Source organism: Sinorhizobium sp. 6-70, from assembly GCF_030124375.1.
Classification (GTDB): domain Bacteria; phylum Pseudomonadota; class Alphaproteobacteria; order Rhizobiales; family Rhizobiaceae; genus Sinorhizobium.
In genome coordinates, this window is sequence record NZ_JASKLS010000014.1 from 1 (window position 1) to 21,939 (window position 21,939).

Annotated in this window: 18 protein-coding genes; 16 read left to right on the forward strand and 2 right to left on the reverse strand. The window is 62.3% G+C overall.

Annotation, left to right across the window (positions count from 1 at the left end; genetic code table 11):
• Positions 1-226 precede the first annotated feature (226 nt).
• From gfa to nadE, 6 genes are all read left to right on the forward strand, one after another.
• A complete protein-coding gene (gene gfa, locus QN222_RS23255) occupies positions 227-802 on the forward strand; it encodes an S-(hydroxymethyl)glutathione synthase (protein ID WP_283960955.1) in 576 nt (191 codons plus the stop codon).
• Positions 803-1,033: 231 nt separating this feature from the next.
• A complete protein-coding gene (locus tag QN222_RS23260; RefSeq protein ID WP_283961039.1) occupies positions 1,034-1,594 on the forward strand; it encodes a methylated-DNA--[protein]-cysteine S-methyltransferase in 561 nt (186 codons plus the stop codon).
• A gap of 470 nt (positions 1,595-2,064) precedes the next feature.
• On the forward strand, positions 2,065-4,002 hold the full coding sequence (gene asnB / locus QN222_RS23265; RefSeq protein WP_283960956.1) for an asparagine synthase (glutamine-hydrolyzing): 1,938 nt from the start codon (positions 2,065-2,067) through the stop codon (positions 4,000-4,002).
• A 23-nt stretch (positions 4,003-4,025) separates the two neighbouring features.
• Positions 4,026-4,292: an acyl carrier protein gene (locus QN222_RS23270; RefSeq protein WP_180939668.1), complete on the forward strand. Its 267-nt coding sequence runs from the start codon at positions 4,026-4,028 to the stop codon at positions 4,290-4,292.
• 27 nt (positions 4,293-4,319) lie between these two features.
• Positions 4,320-5,867 carry a class I adenylate-forming enzyme family protein gene (locus QN222_RS23275; protein WP_283960957.1) on the forward strand — a complete coding sequence of 516 codons (1,548 nt, stop codon included), beginning with the start codon at positions 4,320-4,322 and terminating at the stop codon, positions 5,865-5,867.
• A complete protein-coding gene (gene nadE / locus QN222_RS23280; protein ID WP_283960958.1) occupies positions 5,864-6,871 on the forward strand; it encodes an NAD(+) synthase in 1,008 nt (335 codons plus the stop codon). The genes QN222_RS23275 and nadE overlap by 4 nt, the downstream gene beginning before the upstream one ends.
• A 34-nt stretch (positions 6,872-6,905) precedes the next feature.
• Here the strand turns inward: nadE and QN222_RS23285 are convergent, their stop codons facing one another.
• Together QN222_RS23285 and QN222_RS23290 are read right to left on the reverse strand one after the other, a co-directional pair.
• Positions 6,906-8,018, reverse strand: a complete 1,113-nt coding sequence (locus QN222_RS23285; RefSeq protein WP_283960959.1) for a hypothetical protein — start codon at positions 8,016-8,018, stop codon at positions 6,906-6,908.
• Entirely contained in the window at positions 8,015-8,746 is a 732-nt protein-coding gene (locus QN222_RS23290; protein WP_283960960.1) for a class I SAM-dependent methyltransferase, read from the reverse strand. The genes QN222_RS23285 and QN222_RS23290 overlap by 4 nt, the downstream gene beginning before the upstream one ends.
• A gap of 215 nt (positions 8,747-8,961) precedes the next feature.
• Here QN222_RS23290 and QN222_RS23295 point away from each other — a divergent pair, with 215 nt between their 5' ends.
• The 10 genes from QN222_RS23295 to QN222_RS23340 all read left to right on the forward strand — a co-directional run bounded on the left by QN222_RS23295 (position 8,962) and on the right by QN222_RS23340 (position 21,779).
• Complete coding sequence (locus tag QN222_RS23295) at positions 8,962-10,284, forward strand: lipopolysaccharide biosynthesis protein (protein ID WP_283960961.1); 1,323 nt, start codon at positions 8,962-8,964, stop codon at positions 10,282-10,284.
• The gene (locus QN222_RS23300; protein ID WP_283960962.1) at positions 10,274-11,422 is read left to right on the forward strand and encodes a GNAT family N-acetyltransferase; all 1,149 of its coding nucleotides are present in this window, start codon (positions 10,274-10,276) and stop codon (positions 11,420-11,422) included. Before QN222_RS23295 ends, QN222_RS23300 begins: the two co-directional genes overlap by 11 nt.
• Before the next feature lie 183 nt (positions 11,423-11,605).
• Complete coding sequence (locus QN222_RS23305; protein ID WP_283960963.1) at positions 11,606-13,234, forward strand: GumC family protein; 1,629 nt, start codon at positions 11,606-11,608, stop codon at positions 13,232-13,234.
• Between the two features lie 13 nt (positions 13,235-13,247).
• Entirely contained in the window at positions 13,248-14,579 is a 1,332-nt protein-coding gene (locus QN222_RS23310; protein WP_283960964.1) for an O-antigen ligase, read from the forward strand.
• Positions 14,572-15,333 (forward strand): polysaccharide deacetylase family protein, encoded by a 762-nt coding sequence (locus tag QN222_RS23315; RefSeq protein ID WP_283960965.1) that lies wholly within the window; start codon positions 14,572-14,574, stop codon positions 15,331-15,333. Before QN222_RS23310 ends, QN222_RS23315 begins: the two co-directional genes overlap by 8 nt.
• 9 nt (positions 15,334-15,342) lie before the next feature.
• Positions 15,343-16,587, forward strand: a complete 1,245-nt coding sequence (locus QN222_RS23320; RefSeq protein WP_283960966.1) for a glycosyltransferase family 4 protein — start codon at positions 15,343-15,345, stop codon at positions 16,585-16,587.
• Between the two features lie 331 nt (positions 16,588-16,918).
• The gene (locus QN222_RS23325) at positions 16,919-18,094 is read left to right on the forward strand and encodes a glycosyltransferase family 4 protein (protein ID WP_283961040.1); all 1,176 of its coding nucleotides are present in this window, start codon (positions 16,919-16,921) and stop codon (positions 18,092-18,094) included.
• 96 nt (positions 18,095-18,190) lie between these two features.
• The gene (locus tag QN222_RS23330; RefSeq protein WP_283960967.1) at positions 18,191-18,559 is read left to right on the forward strand and encodes a VanZ family protein; all 369 of its coding nucleotides are present in this window, start codon (positions 18,191-18,193) and stop codon (positions 18,557-18,559) included.
• A 56-nt stretch (positions 18,560-18,615) separates the two neighbouring features.
• Positions 18,616-19,614, forward strand: a complete 999-nt coding sequence (locus tag QN222_RS23335; protein WP_283960968.1) for a glycosyltransferase — start codon at positions 18,616-18,618, stop codon at positions 19,612-19,614.
• Entirely contained in the window at positions 19,611-21,779 is a 2,169-nt protein-coding gene (locus QN222_RS23340; RefSeq protein WP_283960969.1) for a glycoside hydrolase, read from the forward strand. The genes QN222_RS23335 and QN222_RS23340 overlap by 4 nt, the downstream gene beginning before the upstream one ends.
• Positions 21,780-21,939: the final 160 nt, after the last annotated feature.

Below are 21,939 nucleotides of genomic sequence, written 5' to 3' on the forward strand. Positions count from 1 at the left end.
CCCGATGATCACCCACACGCTGCCGCTCGACGACATCAACAAGGGTTTTGAGCTGATGCATTCCGGCGAAAGCATCAGGAGCGTCGTGATCTACTGAGCATATCCGCCGGGTTTTCGAACTACAGCGCCGCGCGTCTTATCAGACGCGCAAAGGACGCACACAGCAGGCCGAAGCGCCACCGCATCCGAGACGGACCGGGCTTCGACACAACAGGGAGGACAAGCAATGGCAAGTTCAATCAGCATTCATCCGGCGGTGGATGGCGGCATCAGACCCGCCAGCCCGGATTTTGCCGGAGGTACACTTGTTTGTGCCTGCACGGACAGGCCGGTCAAGGTCAGGATCGAGGGCCAGATCGCCCACAACCACGCTTGCGGCTGCACCAAGTGCTGGAAGCCAAGCGGCAGCAATTTCTCCATCGTCGCCGTTGTGCCGCATGACAAGGTCAGCGTGCTCGAGAACGGCGACAAGCTGCAAGTGGTCGATCCCTCCGCGCTGATCCAGCGGCACGCCTGCAAGCAATGCGGCGTTCATATGTATGGACCGGTGGAGCGGGAACATGCCTTCCAGGGGCTGGACTTCATCCACCCCGAGCGGTTCCAGGAGTCGGGCTGGGCGCCTCCGGGCTTTGCCGCCTTCGTCTCCTCGATCATCGAATCGGGAGTCGATCCCAGCCGCATGGACGGCATCCGCGCTCGCCTGAGGGAGCTCGGGCTGGAGCCCTATGACTGCCTGTCGCCAGCCCTGATGGACTATGTTGCCACCTGGGTCGCGAAGAAATCGGGCGCGCTTGCCAGCTGATCGTGCAGGCAGATTTGATGCGGACCTGTCAGTGTCCTGACCAAGACGCTGACAGGATGCCGTGTCGTTTGTTGTGCTGCGAGCCCAAAACCCCATGCTCATTCGCCCCGCAGTGGCGTGTGCTGATTGCCTCTTTCGTACCTCACATCCCCTTCTTTGCGCCGAAAACGGGTTGAAGTCGGAGACCGGACGCACGATTCTTATGTCATCGGAAACGTGGAGGCCCGCGTGATGGGACGGACAGGGCATTACATCATCTTCGAAACGGCTGGCGGTTTCTGCGGCATCGCCTGGAACGATAACGGCATAACGCGCTTCCAACTGCCGACAAAAGATGCCGGCGCGACCGAGCGAATGCTGCTGCGCCGTATTCCCGATGCCGAATCCGGTACGCCTACGCCCGAGGTGATCGAAGCGGTCGCGGCCGCGAAGCGTTACTTCGAGGGCCAGGAAATCGATTTCTCCGGCTTCAGGCTTGATCTCGCAGGGCAGGAAGCGTTTTTCAGGCAAGTTTATGCCGCTGCGCGGCGAGTCCGCTGGGGGCAGACGACCACCTACGGAGCGTTGGCGAAGGCACTCGGCGCCGGACCGGAAGCGGCGCGGGACGTCGGCCAAGCCATGGCGAAGAATCCGATCCCGCTGATCATTCCCTGCCACCGCGTCCTTGCCGCCGGCGGCAAGATCGGCGGTTTCTCGGCGCCGGGCGGTGCATCGGCAAAGACGCGCATGCTCGAACTGGAGGGCGTTCATGTCGGCGTGCCGCCGGCGGTGCAACAATCCTTCGGCTTCTGAAGCGCGTCGCATGTGAGAGTGGGATGCGGGCGGAAAACCGCGCACGCTTTTGCGTTCGAACGGACGCACGACGGACGCCCCAACGCTTCTCAGCGCCGCAAAGCAACGCCGTCTGGCGGTTACACATCGATCTTGGCATGGATCACGCGGATCAGCGTTAACCACAAATCCATGTAATCCAGGCGCCGGCCTCGGCGCACTTGTTAAAGGATCATTAACGACACTATAAGTTCTTGCAGAAACAGATGAAATATGACGCAGGCTATCGAAGAAATCATAACAATTCCGGGCTGGGGAATTGTTTAAAATTTTAATAAAGGAATATTGATCTGCGCTTGTATTGTTTTTTGCTTCCTTGAGATTGTTCTGATTGATTTACCATCTCCATGAAAACACTCGGCAGTTAACTCTTGCTGTCGATATCTCATCTATATTTTCCGCGTTGTCTGCGGACGTCAGAGTATCTCGTCATGTGCGGTTTTGGTGGCTATTTCGGTTCTGTTCCGGATGGAAAGGCTCTTCTTCAGAAGATGACGGCCGCGATTGCCCATCGCGGACCGGACGAGCAAGGCGTTTTCACCGCGCCGCAAGCGGGTCTTGGTCATGTCAGGTTGTCGATCGTCGGGCTGGGGGATGGCCAGCAGCCGATGTCCGATGCCACCGGCGAGCTGACGATCGCCTTCAACGGCGAGATCTTCAATTATGTCGAACTGCGCGACGAGCTTCGCGCCAAGGGCCGCCGTTTCCGTACATCCAGCGACACGGAGGTCATCCTCCATCTGTACGATGAGATGGGCGAGGATTGCGTGTCCCGCCTCAACGGCGATTTTGCCTTCGCACTATGGGACAATCGGCGCCGGCGGATGCTGTTGGCGCGCGATCGCATGGGTGTCCGCCCTCTGTTTTATGCAATGCGGGCGGGGACGCTCTATTTCGCCTCCGAGGTCAAGGCGCTCCTTCAGGTTCCCGGTCTTTCGGCTGAGATCGACCCGATCGCGCTCGATCAGACTTTTACGCTCTGGGCGCCGATCGCGCCGCGCACGCCGTTCAAGGACATCTTTGAACTCGAACCGGCAAGCCTGATGATTGCCGATGAGCGGGGCGCGACGGCACGGACCTATTGGAATCTGGAATTTCCGGACCGCGACGCACCGTCCCGGCATGCCAACGAAGGCCAGGCTGTAGAGGAACTGCGCGCGCTTCTGACCGACGCGACGCGCATCCGCATGCGGGCCGACGTGCCGGTCGGCTCCTATCTGTCCGGCGGCCTCGATTCATCCATCGTTTCGGCGCTCGCCGCCGGCATGGCCCCGCAAGGGCTTCGAACCTTTTCCGTGACCTTCGACAGCGCCGAACACGATGAGAGCGCCTTCCAGAACGAAATGGCCGCGACTCTCGGCACCGATCACAAGGCTGTCGCCTGCCAAGCCGGCGATATCGCGAAGGTTTTCCCGGAGGTGATCCGCTATGCCGAACGGCCGGTGCTTCGAACTGCGCCGGCCCCCTTGTACCAACTCTCCGGTCTGGTGCGCGATTGCGGCTTGAAAGTTGTGCTGACAGGCGAGGGGGCGGACGAAGTTTTCGCAGGCTACGACATCTTCAAGGAAGCGCGCGTGCGCCGCTTCTGCGGTCGGCAACCCGGCTCGCGCATGAGACCGCACCTGTTCCGCAAGCTCTACCCCTATCTGCCCGGCCTCAAGCAGCAGTCGGCCGAATATCTCGCGGCATTTTTCGGCGCCGGGAACGACCCGCTTGACGACCCGCTCTTCTCGCATCGCCCGCGGCTCAAGGGGACTGCGGCGACGAAGATGTTCTTCTCGGGCGACCTGCGCGCCCGGCTGGCGGATTACGACGCGGCCGATGAGCTCATCAGCCGCCTGCCCGACGCCTTTGGCCGCTGGCATCCGCTGCACCAGGCGCAATATCTCGAAAGCCGCTTTCTTCTGCCGGGCTACATCCTTTCGAGCCAGGGAGACCGCATGGCGATGGCCCATGGGGTCGAAGGCCGCTTCCCCTTCCTCGATCATCGTCTCGTCGAATTCGCCGCGGGACTGCCGCCGGAAATGAAGCTCAACGGTCTGGTGGAAAAACACATTCTGCGCGAGGCGACAAAGGATCTCCTGCCCGCTTCGATCGGCAAGCGGACCAAGCAGCCCTATCGCGCGCCGGACAGCCATTCCTTCAGCGGTCGGGGCGAACTCGACTACGTGCGCACCGCGATGGGCGAAGAGGCGATTGCCGCCGGCGGCCTCTTCAACGCAAAGGCGGTGACGAAACTTTACGAGAAGTGCCGGGCACGCCCGGCCTCCGGCTTCCGCGACAACGCAGCCTTCGTCGGCATCCTGTCGACGCAACTGTGGCTGCAGACATTCACCGGCACGAGCGTCCGCACGGCGGAGGCTGCCTGAAGCAAGAATGGAAAGGATGAGACATGACAGAAACGATCAAGGACAGCGTCAAGGCGTTCATCATCGAGAATTTTCTCTTCGGTGACACGTCCTATGAACTCGCCGATACGGCGTCGCTGATCGAGAACGACATCATCGATTCGACCGGCGTGCTGGAGCTCGTCGCTTTCATCGAGGACCGTTTCGGCATCGCCATGGCCGACGCCGATATCGTGCCGGCAAATCTCGACTCGCTTGCACGCATCTCTGCATTCATCGCAGCAAAGTCCGCCGTGCCGGTCTCGGCATAGACAGCAAAAGGCGGGGGCGTCACGCACATGCGGTTCGAGCAATTTCTCATCAGGAACGCCGGAGCGAACGGCGGCAAGACGGCGCTCGTCACCGAGCGCAAACGGCTCAGCTATCAGGAGCTCGATGATCTCTCGACCCGCCTCGCCGCCGCGCTTACTGCAAACGGCGTGAAGCGGAACGATCGGGTTCTGGTCTTCATGGACAATTGCTGGGAGGCCGCGGTTTCGATCTTCGCGATCCTCAAGTCCGGTGCGACCTTCAGCCCGATCAACGCGTCGACCAAGGCCGACAAGCTCGCCTATATCATCGGCGATTGCGACGCGGCGGCGATCCTCACCCAGGCCAAGCTGATGCCGATCGTCGCGGAGGCACGCGACCTTCTGCCCGGCGCGCGCCCCTTCGTCGCTTCGACGGCGGCGCCGGGAGGCCGGACGCCGGATGGTGCCGTCGCGTTCGAGGGTTGCCTGGCGGCGGACCCCCTGCCTGTTCCCCACGGCGGCATCGATGTCGATCTCGCCATGCTGATCTACACCTCCGGGTCGACCGGCCGGCCGAAGGGGGTGATGATGACGCATCGAAACATCGATGCGGCTTCGGAATCGATCACCACCTATCTCCGCAACACGCCGGACGACATCATCCTCAACGTCCTGCCGCTCGCGTTTGACTACGGCCTCTACCAGCTGTTGATGGCTGTCCGGCTTGAGGCCACGCTCGTCCTCGAAAAATCCTTCGCCTTCCCGCAGGCGATCTTCGAGCGGATTCGCACCGAAGGCGTGACCGGCTTTCCGCTGGTGCCGACCATGGCGGCGATGATCCTGCAGATGCGCGATCTCGAGCCCGGCTTCCTGGCCAGCCTTCGCTACATCTCCAACACCGCCGCGGCGCTGCCGCCGGCCCATATCGCGCGTTTGAGGGAACTCTTCCCGTCTGCGCGGCTCTATTCCATGTACGGCCTGACGGAATGCAAGCGCTGCACCTATCTGCCGCCCGAAGAACTGGACCGCCGGCCCGGATCCGTCGGCATCGCCATTCCCAACACGGAAGCCTTCGTCGTCGACGATGAGGGAAACCGGGTGCCGCCTGGCGTTCCCGGCGAGCTGGTGATCCGGGGCCCGCATGTGATGCAGGGATATTGGCGCAACGATGCGGCGACCGAGCGGATGCTGCGGCCCGGCCCGAATCGCTGGGAGAGAGTGCTTTATACGGGAGATCTCTTCCGCACCGACGAGGAAGGCTTCCTCTATTTCGTCGGCCGCAAGGACGACATCATCAAGACGCGCGGCGAAAAGGTGGCGCCGAAGGAAGTCGAGACCGTGCTGCATGCCCATCCGGGAATTGCGGAAGCGGTCGTGATAGGTGTTCCTGATCCGGTGCTTGGGGCGGCGATCGGCGCGCTTGTCGTTCTTTCGGATCCGACCCTCACCGAGAAGGACGTCATTCGGCATTGCGCCCGCCATCTCGAGGATTTCATGGTGCCGAAGATCGTCGAATTCCGCACCGAACTCCCGAAGACAGATACAGGTAAGGTCAGCCGCAGGCTGGCGGCCGAAACATTGGAGCCCGCTGAATGAACATCCGTCCGGATCAGGATAAATTTGTCTTCTCGGCCGACAGCTTGAAGATCGACGCGGCCGCGGAGACGGATCGCATCGTCGCGGGGTTGCGCGCGCAACTGCGCGGCATGCGCAAACGCGGCCTCGTGCTCGGCCTTTCCGGCGGCATCGATTCCAGTGTCTCGGTGGCACTCGCCGTGCGCGCCGTCGGCGCGAAGAACGTTTTCTGCCTGTTCATGCCGGAAAACGACTCCGATCCGGAGAGCCTCCGCCTCGGCCGGTTGGTGGCGGAAACCTTCGGCGTCGAGGCGGTCGTCGAGGACATCGGACCCACGCTCGCGGCGATGGGCTGCTACGAACGCCGCGATGCCTTCATCCGAGAGCTTGTCCCCGGCTATGGCGCGGGCTGGGCATCGAAGGTCGTCATCGCCAATGCACTCGAAGGCGATGGCTACAACATCTCCTCGCTGGTCGTGCAGGATCCGGAGGGAAAACAGACAAGGTTGCGCATGCCGCCCTCCGCCTATCTCGGCATCGTTGCGGCGACGAACATGAAGCAGCGCTCGCGCAAGCAGCTCGAATATTACCACGCCGACCGGTTGAACTTCGCCGTTCTCGGAACCCCGAACCGGCTCGAATACGACCAGGGCTTCTTCGTCAAGAACGGCGACGGCGCAGCCGACGTCAAGCCGATCGCGCATCTCTATAAATCGCAGGTCTATGCGCTTGCCGCGCATCTCGACGTGCCCGAGGAAATCCGCCGCAGGCCGCCGACGACGGATACCTATTCGCTCGCGCAGACCCAGGAGGAATTCTACTTCTCGCTACCCTACGACCGCATGGACCTCTGCCTCTATGGCCTCAACAACGGCATCAGTGCCGAGGAGGTCGCCTACGCGGCGCAACTGACGACGATCCAGGTGGAGCGTGTCTGGGCGGATATTGCGGCCAAGCGCAAGGCGACACGCTACCTGCACCTGGGGCCGCAGCTCGTCCAGCCGGTCGAGGAGATCGGTCACTGACCGGAATAGGGGCCAGTGTTCTGTTCAGCGTGTCTTAGTCAAAGCGACCACCGAACACACGGTTCCATTGTTCACCTGCGAGCCCGTTCATGAAGCCTTGCGCATTGCGGAAGGCTGAAACGAGTTCTTCGTCGCGGGAGTGGACGACGGTCGAGGCTGCGTGAACGAATGCAATGCGCCGACCGAGCATCGCCTCCAGCAGGGCAGGCTGTGTCCGTCCACGCAGGCCGGCAATACCGCGGGCGGCGGCATGGTCGATGAGGCAGTCGATGACGGGACCGGCTTGCCCCGGCGCGGCAAGAACCTGGAGCACCCGGGCGATGGCGCCGGGACGTACGTGATAGAAAAACGCACCGACCGGCATGCCGCCGCGCGCGGTGACGGCAGCGAAGACCGGCTCGCCAAACTCCGGCTTCTCGACTGCATCCGCCAGCACGTGATCGAGTTGACCCGGCGCCCAGTCAGGGCGCAACGCGAACTGCGCCGTCAGCCGTTCGAAGAGAGCGGCAAAGGCGTGGCGGTCGATGTCCGAGACCTGCAATGCCCCGCGGGCGGGCGGGCTTTCCGCCAGTCCCGACCAGCGCAATCTGCCGCGGTCCATCCTGTTGCGATAAAGGTGATCGACCGAGCGCGCCAGCGGGCTTAGCAGGCGGGCCGGGCGGATGCGGCCGGCAACGAGATCGAGCGCAAAAGCCGAGGGCCGGATGACCCGTATCCATTCGAGACTGTATTGCGGAAGCGCGATGCCGCGGAGCTTCGTCCACATCTGCGTGGAAACTTCGCTCGCGGTCTCGCTGAAGGAAAGATCCTGCGGGCCGGCGAGAAAAGCCTTGAGAAGTCGTGCGCCGGCAAGCGGATCGCTCTCGTACCCCTCGACCATCAGCGATCCGCAGATCGCGGCGCGCAATCGCCTGCCATTGAAGGTCATCGGCAGGGCATTCACGCCGACAAAGCCGGAAATGCGCCCGCCGCCGTTGACGTAGACGAGCGGGGAAATCTCCGGATCGCATCCGGGCGATTCGAGATAGAGCTGGCGGAGATAGTCGATGAAGGTGGGCGGCGTGGTTTTCCCGTTGCGAAATACTCTCTGGAACAGCCCGGCAACGGCCGGCATGTCCGCCGCTTCCAGAGGACGGATATCGCTCATCTTGCGCGTCCTTCGCCAGCTGGGCTTTCGTTCGCGCGTTTCTGCACCAAGGCCACACGTGGCTTGCCGGTTGCATCCGTGGCAAATGTCACGGCGTCATAGGCCTTGGCCCGGGCGAGAAGCGCGGCCGCCTGCCGTTCCTGCCCTTCTCCGAACTCGAACAGCAGCCAGCCGCCCGGCTTCAGAAAGACAATGGCGTCGCGCACCAGGCGTTGATGGATCGATATGCCATATGGGCCGCCGTCGAAGGCTTCGCGCGGTTCGGTTGCCAGAAGGTGGGCGCTGTCGGTTTCGAGACGCGCTGTCGAGATGTAAGGCGGATTGCAGACGATCAAGTCGACCGTGCCTTCCAAACCCTCGCCCTCGAGCGCCGCAAAAAGATCGCCTTGCCGGATGGCCACGCGTTCTTGAAGGGCGAGACGCTCGACGTTGCGGCGCGCAAGCGCCACCGTGCTGTCCGTCAGATCGGCGCCCCAGACGCGCGCGGAAGGGATATCGGCCGCGATGCCGAGCGCTAGGTTGCCTGAGCCGCAGCACATGTCGATGACCGTCGCTTGCCCGGCGTGATCGCGGAGGATGGCCGCGGCGCGGCGCCCGAGGAGCTCGGTCTCCTCCCTTGGCACCAGGACGTCCGGCGCCAATTCGAGCTCGACGTCCATGAACCGGACAAGGCGAACCGAGGGGCCGCCTGCCCGATTGCCGCGTAAATGATCGTGGCCCTGCTGCACGAACGCTCCTTCGGTTTGGGGATGGAAAATCAGATCGCGCGGACCCTATCGCATCCAGGTAAACGGAAGCTGAAATGCAATTGATGCGAGTACGTTAACCGCGCAATCATTTCTGCGTGGTAGTGTCCGCGGCGATCGATGCCGGTGACCGTGCGGACCACGCGTCCGCCCGAGTGCCGCGCGCAACGTCAGCTCGTCGTCAAAGGCAGATCGCAATGGCTTCGGAATGTGCAACGGAACCGGGCAGGTACAAGCCATTTCTGCCGATGCTCGTGTCCTACATCGCCTCTGGCGGCAGTCTCGTCATTGGGTCTGCGGCGCAGCTTCTGACCTTCGCGATTCTCGCCCGCTGGCTCGGTGTCGATGAATTCAGCGTCTTCGTTGCGGTGACCGCGGTCGCCAACATTGCCGTTCACTTGTGCGGGCTCGGCGCCATGGAATGCCTCGTGCGCCGGGTCGCGCGTGATCGCGCCATCTATCCGCAGATGCTTGGCCACAACATCATTCTGACGGCTGCAAGCGGCGTGGCGCTGGTTCTGATCGGATCAGCCGTCCTGCCATTCTTTCTCACGCTTTCCGCCGATCCGTTGACGAACTTCGCGGTGATCACGCTGATGCTCGTCACCAATGTCGTACTGGTTCGCATCATCGTGCTGGTGGAGCAGATCTTTCTCGCCCACTCCGACTTCGCTTCGGCGAACATCGCCGTGGTCGGTTTCGCCCTCGCACGGACAGCCGCGGCAGCGCTCGCCTGCATTGCTTTCGGCGTTGCCACGGTCGCGTCCTGGGCCATCTGGCAGTTCATATGCCACGTTCTGGTGGCTTTGGGTTGTATGTGGGCGATCAGGGGGCTGGGCAGGCCACGCTATTGCATCGTGCGTGAGGAACTGCCGCAAGGCCTCTATTTCAGCATTCCGTTCATCCTGCGCGCGGTGCGCCAGAACGCCGACCTGCTGGTCCTCAGTCTCGTCGCGACCGCCGAGATCGTTTCGAGCTACAGCGTTGCGCGCCGGATGCTGGAGAGCAGCTATCTGTCCGTCGAGGCGCTGCATCGCCTCATCTATCCCGGTTCGGCAAGGATTTCGGCGGCTGGGCTGCATCACGCGCTGGAGCGGGTGCGAAAGGTGCTGATCGCCTCCACCGGCATCAGCGTTGCGGCGGCCGTGGTGGTTTTCGTGCTGGCGCCGATCCTGCCCTATTTGTTCGGCACGGATTACATTTCTCTCGTCGCATTTGTCAGGAACCTTTGCTGGGTCATCGTACCTATGGCCATCTGGTCGGTGGCGGTGGAAGCGCTCGGCGCCTCGGGTTACCACGCCGGCCGCGCAACGGTGATGGGGCTTGGCAGCATCGCGGGGGCTGCGCTCGCCGCGTGGGCGAGCTGGTATGCGCCGCCCGTTGGTACATTCGTTTCGTTCTATGCGATCGAGATTGCAATGGTTGTCGCCACATGGAGCGTGTTCCTGCATTTCGTTCGGCGTGACAGGGCGCAGGCCAGTCGGCCGGAACTTGCCGCAAGGATCGTGCATGAAGGCTGACTTTCGGGACGCTCAATCGGCGCCGGCCGGCGAAACCGACCGGTGCCAACCGGCCGGCATAAGGGCCATGGAGAGCCGCGACGTCCCCACGATCGGCAAGCTGTTCCACAAGATTTTCCGCAATACCAACTGTGAGCCCGGAGACGAACTCGGACGGTACCTGGAAACCGTCTTCTTCGGCAGCCCCCATTACACGCCAGCGTGCGGGAGCGTCGTCCACGAGAATGGCGCGGGTGAGATCGACAGTGCGATCCTTTCGGTTCCCATCGAATTCACGGTTCACGGCCGCCCGACTATCGCCCGGCTTCTCTGCGCATTCATGGCGGACGGCAAGGCTGGGGCAGCGGGTGCGGCGCGTCTTGCCCGCATGATGCGTGCCGCGCGCCAGGATATGTGTTTTTCGGACAGTTCGTCCCCGGTGAGCGCCGACCACTGGGTTGCGGGCGGGGGTGCCGTCCTGCCCATCCAGAGCCTCGAATGGCGACGCTCGTTTCGGCCTTTCGTCGCGGGTGCCGTCCTTGCGAGCCGGCGCGTTCCCCTGCTGCGGTCGCGTGGCGTCATCGGCGCGCTTTCATTGGCGGATAACGCGCTGCGTTGGCGGAGGCCGTCGACGAAACCCGCTCCGGTGCCGGGATTTGAGACGAGGCCGGCAAGTCTGGAGGAGTTCCGCCGCTGCGCGGGACCGATGCTTGAGCGCTTTTCGGTTCGCCCCACCTGGTCGAAATCCGAATTCGATTGGCTCGTCGGCGTTGCCTCGTCGAACAGGAGCCTCGGGGCGCTGCAATGCCGGAAGGTGATGTGTGAAGGCGGACGGACCGTTGGTGCATTTCTCTTTTTCGGCAAAAAGAACGGGATCGCCAATGTGCTGAACGTGCTTTGCGAGGAGGGACGCGAATTCGACGTCACCGCCGAAATGTTCGCCTCGCTTGATCGCGACGGTTATGCCGTCGCCGTCGGCATGGCGCAGCCCTTCCTGATGAATGCCATATCGCGCCAGCGATGGCTGTCCTTCCGCCACCGGGGGTATTTCTGCATGGTCACGCGCCACGCCGACCTCATGGAAGCGGCATTGCGCAATGACATCTATATCGGCGGCCTAGCGTCGGAGAGCTGGAGCAGGCTGCTTACGGATTTCTAAGGCTTAAGTGAGGAAGGTGTTGGCGGTTTTCCGACCGCACTCAGCCCGGGCTCTCTGGAGCCGGCGAAAGGTTACCAACTGCCGGTGGCACTTAACGGAATATTCACCGTGCCAGCCTAGTTCTTAACAATGGATGCGGGTACGCAAAACGCTCTTTGCTGGGGCATGCGTGGGGAAAGACGGATGTATCGGCGGAGCGAGCCCGAGGAACAAGGATTACGCCTGCAAACACGCTATCGGCGGCTTCGCTCCGGCGAGGGCTCGCTGCTTGATCTCGTGCCCACTCCGGAGGAGGAGGACGCGATCCTTCCCGAAGACAGCGGGCCCGAAGACCGCAGGACTTCGTTCCGGACCGTGAGTTTTCCGCCGCCTCCGCCGGCCCCAGCGGTCTCGACGGCCCGGGAACCGGTACAGCCGACCGTTGGTGAATGGCTCCCTCGTCTTCAGCTCATCGGCGAGATCGGCATCGATGATGTGGTCCTGTGGCTGCGCGACGGGATGCGCTGGATCGCCATTGCCGTCGTTCTTTGCGTCGCCGCTGCTCTTGGCTATGCGCTGATGGCGTCGCCGCGATACACCGTCTATACCGACATCGTCGTCGATCCGTCCAATCTCAACGTTGTCAGCGATGACGTATTCACCAGCAACCCCCAGCGAGACGCGCAACTGCTGGAGGTCGAAAGCAAGCTCAGGATTCTCACGTCGCGCAACGTCTTGGCGCGCGTCATCGACAAGCTGCAGCTGACGAAGGACGTCGAGTTCGTCAAACCGTCCCCCCTGGATTTTCTGAAGAACTTGCTCCTGTCGGATCAGGAGGAAGCCGCCGACAAGCACCTGGCGGCACTGCGCGCTTTGACGGAGCGGGTCGAGGCGCGGCGGGAGGAGCGCTCCTTCGTCGTCGTCATGAAAGTCTGGAGCGAAGAACCGGAGAAGGCCGTCGCCCTGTCGGATGCGATCGTCGATGCCTTTGAAACAGAACTTTTCCAATCGGCCGCGGAAAGCGCCGGCCGTGTCGCCCAGAACCTGAACGCCCGTCTTGATGAACTGCGCCGCAACGTGACCGAGGCCGAGAAGAAGGTCGAGGACTTCCGCCGTGCAAGTGGATTGCAGTCAAGCAACGGCGAGCTCGTCAGCAACCAGCTTTCCAGTGAGCTCAACACCCAGGTCCTGGCCGCGCAGCAGGGCTTCATCCAGGCAGAGACCCGTTACAAGCAGATGAGTGCAGCGATCGCCGAGAAGCAGACGGCGAGCGCTTCGGTATTCGAATCCGCCAACATGACGAACCTGCGGCAGCAGTATAATGCGCTGCAGCAGCAGATCGGCTCGATGCGGCTGATCTACGGCGAAAGGCACCCGCGCCTCGTTTCGACGCGCTCCGAACGGACGACGCTGGAGGCGGCCATGGACGAGGAAGCCCGGCGCATCCTGGAGCGCGCGAAGGCAGATTTCGACAGGGAGAAATCCGCGCTCGGTGCGCTGCGCGACAAGGCACGCGCCGAGAAATCGAATGTATTCACCGACAACGAGGCCCAGGTGCAACTGCGCGACCTGGAGCGCGACGCGCGCGCAAAGGCGACGATCTATGAAACGCACCTCGCTCGCGCCCAGCAGATCACCGAGCGCCAGCAGATCGACGCGACCAATGTCCGCGTCATCTCGCGCGCGATGCCGCCGAATTCCCGAACCTGGCCGCCTCGCACGTTCATCCTCCTGGTTGCCGGCGGCGTAGCGGGGCTCTTCATCGGCGTGGCCGCCGCGCTGGCCCTTGGCCTGTGGAAATATATTCGCGGCCCGCGGCCGGCGGCCGGATAAGGGAGCCGCAGCCATGAGCAGTGCCGCCTACGGCGAGGACCGGTCCACGCAGACCCCGATGGCGGTCGCCGGAACCTTTCTGTTCATGGCGATGTTTCTTTTCCTGTGGATCTCGATCGACCCCTTTGTCGATCTGACGGGTGAGGCGATCCTGGATCCCTCAGCCGGCAATTCCAGTCGGTTGAATCAGATTGTATCCCTGGCTCTCTTCGCCGGGACGCTTTGTTACGGCGTGCTTCATCCGATGCGGAATATCATCCTGCAGCCGCGCCTGCTTTTGGCCGTCCTGTTCACGTGGTTTCTTCTCGTCTCGGCCATTTCCGCGCATCCGCTCCTCGGCATCAAGGGCGTGGTTCTCAGCGTGATGATGGCGGTGAATGCCAGTATCTATCTGTTGATGCCGGACTCGGAACGGCATTTCGCCAAGATGCTCGGGATAGGCACGCTCGTCATGCTGGCGGTTGCCTATTACGGCATCCTTTTCAAGCCGTCGCTTGCCATCCACCAGGCCTCGGAACTGCGTGAACCGATGAACGCCGGATTGTGGCGAGGCCACTTTCCGCACAAGAACAGCGCCGCCGCCGCGATGGTGCTTGGCGCCTTCTTCGGTTTCTTCGTCATGAATACCTGGTCGCGCCTCGCCGGCATCGCGATCGTTGCGCTGTCTTGTGTCTTTCTCGTCCACACCGGTGGAAAGACCTCGACGGCGATGCTTCCCGGGATATTGATCCTCGCGTGGCTTTTCGAGCATGCGCGTTTCCTGCGCGTCCCGATCGCCGTTGGCGGTGTCGGGCTTTTCAATCTCTTCGCCGTCGGTTCCGCAGTCTTTATACCGCTCGGCGAATTCATTAGCCGGCTCGGCATCGACGCGACATTTACAAACCGCGCCGATATCTGGCGTTTCGCCTTCTCGGCGCTGGCGGAGCAACCGTTGCTTGGCTATGGCTTCAGGGCGTTCTGGCAGACGGAAGAACTGGTCTACAGCGGCGGATCGGTGGAGACGTGGGCCGTCGCCGCGGCCAACGGGCACAACTCCTATCTGGACGTCGCATTGATGACCGGATTTCCCGGGCTGATCCTGACCTTGGTCTGGGTCATTCTGCTGCCGCTCCGCGACATCTCCCGGATCGCTCCGGAGCGCGAGCATTCACATCTTACGCGGCTGTTCATCCGCATCTGGCTTTACACGATCTTCCATGCCGGCCTCGAGACGCTGTTCTTCGAGGGCGGAAACCTCATTTGGTTCACGTTCATGTTCGCGCTCTATGGTCTGCATCTCCAGTCCTCCGCGGTGTTGAAGGTCGATCGGCAACCGGTGAAAAGGAGCACGATGGCGCATGCCTGAGATCGCACGGAGGATCGACGGGCTGGTCGATCGATTGGCAAACCGGCTGATCTGGCGCTTTGGCCGGCGACGGCGCAGGCTGGAAACGGCCGTGCCGCTCGTCTCCTTCACCTTCGACGACGTTCCCGACAGTGCGCTCGACCACGGGGCAGCCATTCTCGAGCGACACGGAGCGCGCGGCACCTTCTACATCGCCGGCGGGCTTGCCGGTCAGGTGGAAGCGGATCGAACACTGATTTCCCCGGCCGGTTGTGGCGAGCTATTGGCTCGCGGGCATGAAATCGGCTGCCACACTTTCGCTCATCGCAGGATGCGGGACACGTCCGGTGCCGCCCTTGGCCGGGATCTCGACCGCAATGCGGCCTATCTCGAAGGCGTCGGCATAGCTAGCGCCCCGGCAAATTTCGCTTTTCCATACAATGCCGCCTGGCCTTTGGCGCGTTCGGAGCTTCGCAGGCGTTATCGCACCTGCCGGGCGGGCGGCGAGGCCATCAATCGCGGACTGGTGGATCCGTTGATGCTCAAGGCCGTCGAGATCCGCCAGCCCGAGCAGTATTCGCGCACGCTGACGCGCTGGATAGACGACGTCGTCGAGCGTCCCGGCTGGCTCGTCTTCTTCACTCATGACATAGCGCCATCTCCGACGCCCTATGGCTGCACCCCGGAAACCTTCGATCATCTGGTCCGCTACGCGGTCGACAAGGGATGTGAGGTGCTTCCGGTCGACCACGTGCTCGACCGCATCAACTGGTGAGGTGCGCGCGTGGCGGGCTTTGCAGATACCGGGAAGAGGTTGCTGGCGATCAACAACTACTTCTACCGCCGCGGTGGCGCGGAGACTGTCTTTTTCGACCACATGACCATGTTCGCAGAGATCGGCTGGGATGTGGTGCCATTCGCCATGCAGCACGATCGCAACGAAGCCTCGCCCTGGTCGGACTATTTCGTATCGGAGATCGAATACGGCCGGCAGACGGGCTTGCTGCGAAAGGTCTCTCAGGCCGCGAGCGTCATCTATTCGCTTGAGGCGCAGCGCAATATCGCCCGGCTCATCGAGCGAGTGCGGCCGTCGGTCGCCCACGCCCACAATGTCTATCACCATCTGTCGCCGGCAATCTTCTCGACGCTGAAGTCCGCCGGCATTCCGGTGGTGATGACCGTTCACGATCTGAAGCTCGCCTGTCCATCCTACAAGATGCTCCGCGACGGAAAGGTCTGCGAGGATTGCAGCGGCGGACGGATCTACAACGTCCTGCGCCATCGTTGCGTCAAGGACTCCGTATCGCTCAGCACCGTTGTGCTCGCCGAAACCGTGCTGCATCGCCTGCTCGGTCTATACCGCGACAAGGTGGATCGCCTCGTGGTGCCCAGCCGGTTCTACCTGGAAAAGCTCGCCGAATGGAACTGGCCGCGTGAAAGGATGGTCCACATCCCGAACTTCGTCGATGTCGAGCAGTATCGCGACGACTGGCAGGAGGGGAACTATTTCGTCTTTGCCGGCCGGCTTGCTCCGGAAAAGGGGCTTGCGACGCTGATTCGAGCCGTCGCCCTTTCGAAACGGCGGCTGATCATCGCCGGTACCGGACCTGAGGAAGCAGCCCTTCGGCAGCTCGCGGCGGAACTCGGCGCGGATGTGAGTTTCGCCGGCTATCTTTCAGGGCAGGATCTGCATCGCCTGATAGGCCAGTCCCTGGCGCTCGTGCTTCCCTCCGAATGGTACGAGAACGCTCCCGTCAGCATTCTCGAGACCTATGCGCTCCGACGCCCGGTTGTCGGCGCGGCGATCGGCGGCATTCCGGAGATGGTGAAGGAAGGCGAGACCGGCCTGCTGGCGGCATCCGGCAATGTCGAAGATCTCGCCAGCGCCTTGAACGCCACGGCCGCTCTTGCCCCTGCCGTTCGCGCGCAAATGGGTGCTGCGGGTCGGGCCTGGATCGCCAGCGAGTTCTCCGCCGCGGCCTATCGCGCCAGGACGCTCGACCTCTACGCAGCGCTTGGCGTGGCCTAGTGCAATTCCAGGAAAAGTGTGTAACGGTTTTCCGTCCGGAATTGCGTAGTTTCAAAGAGTTAGATCATTTCACTGTCTCAATGAAACAGTGAAATGATCTAAGAAGCTGAGCCAGGTTCCACAAGTGGCGTTGGCTGCAACAGCGTCCGCCCCATGCTGCGCAAGCGTTTGATTTTCGCGCATTTCCCTCGAAGTTTAAGGAATTTCTTACGGAGCCCGTAGGTGCTTGCGGTGCATAAGCCGTCGAGGGAATTCCCTGGGGCTGACAACCATGAGCAGAAAGTCCGAAGTGTCGAGAAACCGGATGGTGCAGTTGCCGCGCGTGCACAGCATGCCCGCCGGTCTTTCGGAGGAACTCGCAAGCATTCCCCGGCCCGCGGCCGGCCGGCGTGACCGGCGGCGCGTGGTAATGCTCGGCTTGCGCGGCATCCCGAACGTCCAGGGCGGTGTCGAGAAGCATGTCGAGATGCTCGCGGGTAAGCTCGTGGAGCATGGCTGGGACGCCGACGTCATCGGACGCCGCCACTACCTTCAGAAGCCGTCTTCGTTCTCCTGGAACGGTATTCGTGTCTTTCCGCTCTGGGCGCCGCGACTGATGGCGTTGGAAGCGTTCGTGCACACGTTCGTGGGCGTCTGTTTCGCGGCTCTGCGCCGGCCAGATATCCTTCATATCCATGCCATTGGACCGGCACTCCTTGTTCCCGTGGCCAGGCTTCTCGGCATGAAGGTGGTGGTCACGCACCATGGCTACGACTACGACCGGCAGAAATGGGGTGGCTTCGCCAAGGGCATGCTGCGTCTCGGGGAGTTCATGGGTATGCGCCTGTCTCACGGCCGCATCGCGATTTCGAAAGAGATCGTTCACGCCATGGGCGAGCGCCACAGGGCAGCCGTAACCTTTGTCCCGAACGGGGTGGCTGTTTCGCCCTTCCGCGGCGACACCGGCATCCTCAACGAGTTCGCACTGGAGCCGCGCCGATACATTCTCCTTGCCGCCCGGCTGGTCCCGGAAAAACGCCAGACGGACCTGATCCAGGCCTTCGCAAAGCTGGGCAACGCCGAATTCAAGCTTGTGCTCGCTGGCGACGGGGAATTCGAGACGCCCTACGTTCAACAGGTGCGGGCAATGGCCGCAAATGTCACCGGCGTCGTTCTGGCGGGCTTTCAGACCGGCGACCGGCTGGCTGAACTCTTCGCCAACGCGGCCCTCTTCGTACTGCCTTCCAGCCACGAGGGCATGCCGATTGCGCTCCTCGAGGCAATGGCCCATGGCCTGCCAGTGCTGGCGAGCGACATCGTCGCCAATCGCGAGTTGGACCTTCCTTCCGACGACTATTTTCCGTTGGGCGATATCGACGCGCTCGCGACCGCGATCGGCAGCAAGATTGCCAACCCTCCGAGCGAGGAGCAGGTCCTTTCGAAGATCAGGCATGCGGAGCTGACCTATAGCTGGGCGGGCGTCGCCGCAAAGACGCTTGCGGTATACGGGGAACTCCTGTCGAAATAAGCCGGGTCCTCCCGCGGCGCTGCGGTACATGATGCACGTTTATCCTCGGGCCGATGCCGATCCGAGGATACAGGTCACGACGATTTGGATTGAAGCATGAACCTCAGACGCATCGCATCGCTGCTCGCATGGCTGCTGTTCGGCGTGATCGCCTATTCGACGCTGTCTCCGATCGGCATGCGCCCCCATATCGGCACATGGGTGCATGTCGAAAGGTTCGGCGCTTTCGGACTCCTCGGCCTCCTGTTCATGATCGCCTATCCTGGACGTTTGTGGTTCGTCATTGCAATCGTGCTTGGAACGGCGGTCGGATTCGAATTGCTGCAAATGCTGTCCATGGATCGTCACGCGCGCTGGGAAGATCTTGCGGTCAAGCTCGCGGGCGGCGGGTGTGGCATCGTGGCGGCGTGCTTCATTGCTCGGCGGCTGCCGCGAATAAACCAAAACTCAAATTATCCCGGTTAGAAAACTGCGGGTACGCCTCGGCGGTCATGACACCCTGCCGACATCTGGGGGCTCTTTTGACAATATCCGTCATTATCAAGACCTTGAATGAAGAGAAGCGGATCGCCGCGACGATCGAAAGCGTCGTCGCGGCGCTGGCCGGCAAAGAGGGCGAAATCATCATTGCCGACAGCGGATCGACCGATCGGACCGTGGAGATCGCGTCGCAATATCCGGTCACGATCGCGCAGATCGTCCCGCCGGCACTTCCGAGCTGTGGCATCGGGCCGCAACTCGGCTTCCAATATTCCCGCCACGCCTTCGTCTGCCTGATGGATGGCGACATGCTGCTGGATGCGAGGTTTCTCGACGAGGCGATCGCCTTCCTCGCGGAAAATCCCTCGGTTGGCGGTGTCACAGGGCACGTGGAGGAGAAGCTCGTTTCCAACCTGGAATTCGCCCGGCGCGTCAAACGCAACGCGCCTGAGAACCGCATCGGTCCGATCGACCGCATGAATGGCGGCGGCCTCTATCGGCGCACCGCCATTGAGGACGTCGGCTACCTCTCGGACCGGAATCTTCATGGTTACGAGGAGTTCGAGCTCGGTGTGCGGCTGCGAAGCGCCGGATGGGCGCTCCATCGTCTCGACCGTCGCTTCGTCCAGCACTTCGGTCACACCGTCAATTCCTACCGGCTGCTCGTCCGCCGCTGGGAGAGCAAATATCTTTACGGCATCGGCGAATTGCTGCGCGCTTCCCTCGGCAAGCCCTATTTTCTTCAGGTGCTGCGGGAACTGCCGGAACTGAAGCTGTGGGCCTTCGTCTATCTCTGGTGGGCGCTCTCCCTCGGCCTGGTCCTGTTCCTGCCCGACAAAGCCACTGCGATTGCCGCGGTCGCAGCCATGTTTGCGGCTGTTGTCCTCATGGTCAGCCTCAAGAAGCGCGGCCTCGGCATGGGCCTTTATACGGTCGTTGCCTGGTTCTTCCATGCTGCCGCCTTGCCCGTCGGATTGTTCCGGTCGCGGTTGAAACCGGGCGCGCCGATCGAGAGCAGAATCCTCGGCAAACCCGCATGAACAGCCGCTCACTGCTTGCCGCGGCGGCGGTATTTTTCGGTTGTCTTTCCGCCCATGCCTCCGACCAATGGCTGCCGGTCCGGGAAATCTCGCTCGAGGTGCGCGCGGGCAGTCCGCTCGATTTCTCGTCCTTCTTTCTGAACGACACCATCGATGCGGGCCACCGGCTGATTGCCGGCCCGAAGGGGCAACTGGCCTTCGCCGAAGCGCCGGAAAAACCGGTCAGGATGCTCTGCGCCTCGCTCGCCTGGAGCCCGGCCTCCGGCGGCTTTCCGGATCATGACGGCGCCGACCGCTATGCCCGGCAACTGGCGCTGCATGGCTACAACATCGCGCGGCTGCACTTCACCGATGCGAGCCTGATGTTCGGCCGGCAGGAGGATTTCGACTTCGATCCGGAGACGCTCGATCGCATTCACTACCTGCTTGCCGCGCTCAAGCGCAACGGCATCCACTGGATCATGGACGGCCTGTCGTCGCCGCGCGGCGCCTACGGTGGCTACGATGATCGCTGGGACGCCAACGGCAATCTGAAGCTCCTGCTTCATGTCGATGAGGAGGCTCTTGCTCACTGGAAGACGCTACAGGAGAAATTCCTGGCACGGGTCAATCCCTACACCGGCATCGCGCCGATCCGTGACGACGCTCTGGCGCTGGTGATCCTTGCCAACGAGAACGGCATCGAGTTCGACGGCGTCGTGCACGATCGCCCCGGCAAGCCGCCCTATGATCCGGCGCTGGTCGCGCCCTTCAACCACTGGCTCGCGAAACGCTACACCTCGACCGAGACGCTCGCGAAAGCCTGGGGCGATCTTGGGGATGACGAACGGCTCGAGGCAGCCTCCGTGAAATTGCCCGCCGATCGTTACGCCGATAGTCCCCGCATGCGCGACCTTCAGGCCTTCATCGTGGACGTCGAGCGATCATCGGTCGCGCGGATGAGCAAGGCCCTGCGCGACCTCGGATATCGGGGGCTGATCAGCACCTACAACAACTGGCCGACGGTGCAGACGGGCTTGAGCAGGCGCGACCTCGACGCCGTGACGATGAATACCTATCACGACTGGGTCGGCGGCTATTCTCCGGGCAGCGCGCTCCTGCAGGCAAGCTCGCTCGCCGACAGCGCCAACTATATGCGGATGATCGCCGCCGCGCGCTGGCTCGGAAAGCCCTTCATCGTCAGCGAATACGATCACCTTTTCTGGAACCGCTACCGCTACGAAGCGGGGCTGGTGATACCGGCCTACGCAGCGCTGCAAGGCTGGGATGTGCTCTGCAGACATGGCCATGGGCCGATCGCGCTCGCCTATGGCGAACCCTATCCTCACAAGAAGGCGATGCTTCCCTATGCGATTGCCCTCGATCCGGTCGCCCGCGCGGGCGAAACGCTTGCGGCACTCGTCTACCGGCGGGGAGACGTGGCGACCTCGGGGATCACCATTCCCTTCGCGGTTCGCGGCGAGGAGGATCTTGGTGACGACATGCAGGCGCGCGAGCCGGAGCGATTGACCGACCTGGCCCTGGTCGGCCGCATAGGGCTGAAGCGCGCGGATCCCTCGCGGCTCGACATCGGCGTCGCACAACCGCGAACCCAGGCGACTGCGGATATTCTCGCCGAGTTCCGCGACATCGGTATCCTTCCGCCCGGCAATGCCACAGAAGTCGAAGGCGGGCTCTATGAAAGCGACACGGGAGAGATCGTTCTCCAGCGCGCCATCGGACAATTGCGCGTCTCGACCCCTTCGACCGAAGCTGCCGCATTTTCCTCCCTGCGCGAGCCGATCGATCTCGGTATCCTGCGAATAGAGCGGGCAGACGGGAATGGGCTCGTCGCGCTGTCGGCGCTCGATACGCCCGCGACCCTTGCCGACAGCCGGCGTTTTCTGCTGATTTTTGCGACCGATGCCCAGAACACCGGCATGGTCTTTCGTGACAGCGAAGAAAAGGTCATCGAGGATTTCGGCAGATTGCCGGTCCTGATCCGGAAGGGTGAAGTCGACCTCGCGCTTGCGAGAACCGCGGGGAAATGGCAGCTCTCGCCCGTCGCTCTCGATGGCACCCTTCGCCCGGCGATCGACAGCGGTAAAGGCCCCGTCTCGTTCCGTCTTTCGAACGACACGCCCGACGGACCGACGACCTATTTTCTTCTGGAGCTCGAAGGCTGATCCGCGGATCAGCCTAAAAGCAGGATTGCGAAAGCTGAGCAGTTTTCCGTCCCCTGTTAGACTCGGGGACTGCTCACGTTCCGCAACCCGCAGACGCGAACGTGCATTTTTGCTCTTGTACCTCTAGCCGCTAGAGGTCGTAGCCTGCTTTTGATTTCGC

Bases quoted from the DNA above. Each gene is read 5' to 3' on its own strand.
- gfa (WP_283960955.1), top strand. From the start codon at position 227: ATGGCAAGTTCAATCAGCATTCATCCGGCGGTGGATGGCGGCATCAGA.
- QN222_RS23260 (WP_283961039.1), top strand. From the start codon at position 1,034: ATGGGACGGACAGGGCATTACATCATCTTCGAAACGGCTGGCGGTTTC.
- asnB (WP_283960956.1), top strand. From the start codon at position 2,065: ATGTGCGGTTTTGGTGGCTATTTCGGTTCTGTTCCGGATGGAAAGGCT.
- QN222_RS23270 (WP_180939668.1), top strand. From the start codon at position 4,026: ATGACAGAAACGATCAAGGACAGCGTCAAGGCGTTCATCATCGAGAAT.
- QN222_RS23275 (WP_283960957.1), top strand. From the start codon at position 4,320: ATGCGGTTCGAGCAATTTCTCATCAGGAACGCCGGAGCGAACGGCGGC.
- nadE (WP_283960958.1), top strand. From the start codon at position 5,864: ATGAACATCCGTCCGGATCAGGATAAATTTGTCTTCTCGGCCGACAGC.
- QN222_RS23285 (WP_283960959.1), bottom strand. From the start codon at position 8,018: ATGAGCGATATCCGTCCTCTGGAAGCGGCGGACATGCCGGCCGTTGCC.
- QN222_RS23295 (WP_283960961.1), top strand. From the start codon at position 8,962: ATGGCTTCGGAATGTGCAACGGAACCGGGCAGGTACAAGCCATTTCTG.
- QN222_RS23300 (WP_283960962.1), top strand. From the start codon at position 10,274: ATGAAGGCTGACTTTCGGGACGCTCAATCGGCGCCGGCCGGCGAAACC.
- QN222_RS23305 (WP_283960963.1), top strand. From the start codon at position 11,606: ATGTATCGGCGGAGCGAGCCCGAGGAACAAGGATTACGCCTGCAAACA.
- QN222_RS23310 (WP_283960964.1), top strand. From the start codon at position 13,248: ATGAGCAGTGCCGCCTACGGCGAGGACCGGTCCACGCAGACCCCGATG.
- QN222_RS23315 (WP_283960965.1), top strand. From the start codon at position 14,572: ATGCCTGAGATCGCACGGAGGATCGACGGGCTGGTCGATCGATTGGCA.
- QN222_RS23325 (WP_283961040.1), top strand. From the start codon at position 16,919: ATGCCCGCCGGTCTTTCGGAGGAACTCGCAAGCATTCCCCGGCCCGCG.
- QN222_RS23330 (WP_283960967.1), top strand. From the start codon at position 18,191: ATGAACCTCAGACGCATCGCATCGCTGCTCGCATGGCTGCTGTTCGGC.
- QN222_RS23340 (WP_283960969.1), top strand. From the start codon at position 19,611: ATGAACAGCCGCTCACTGCTTGCCGCGGCGGCGGTATTTTTCGGTTGT.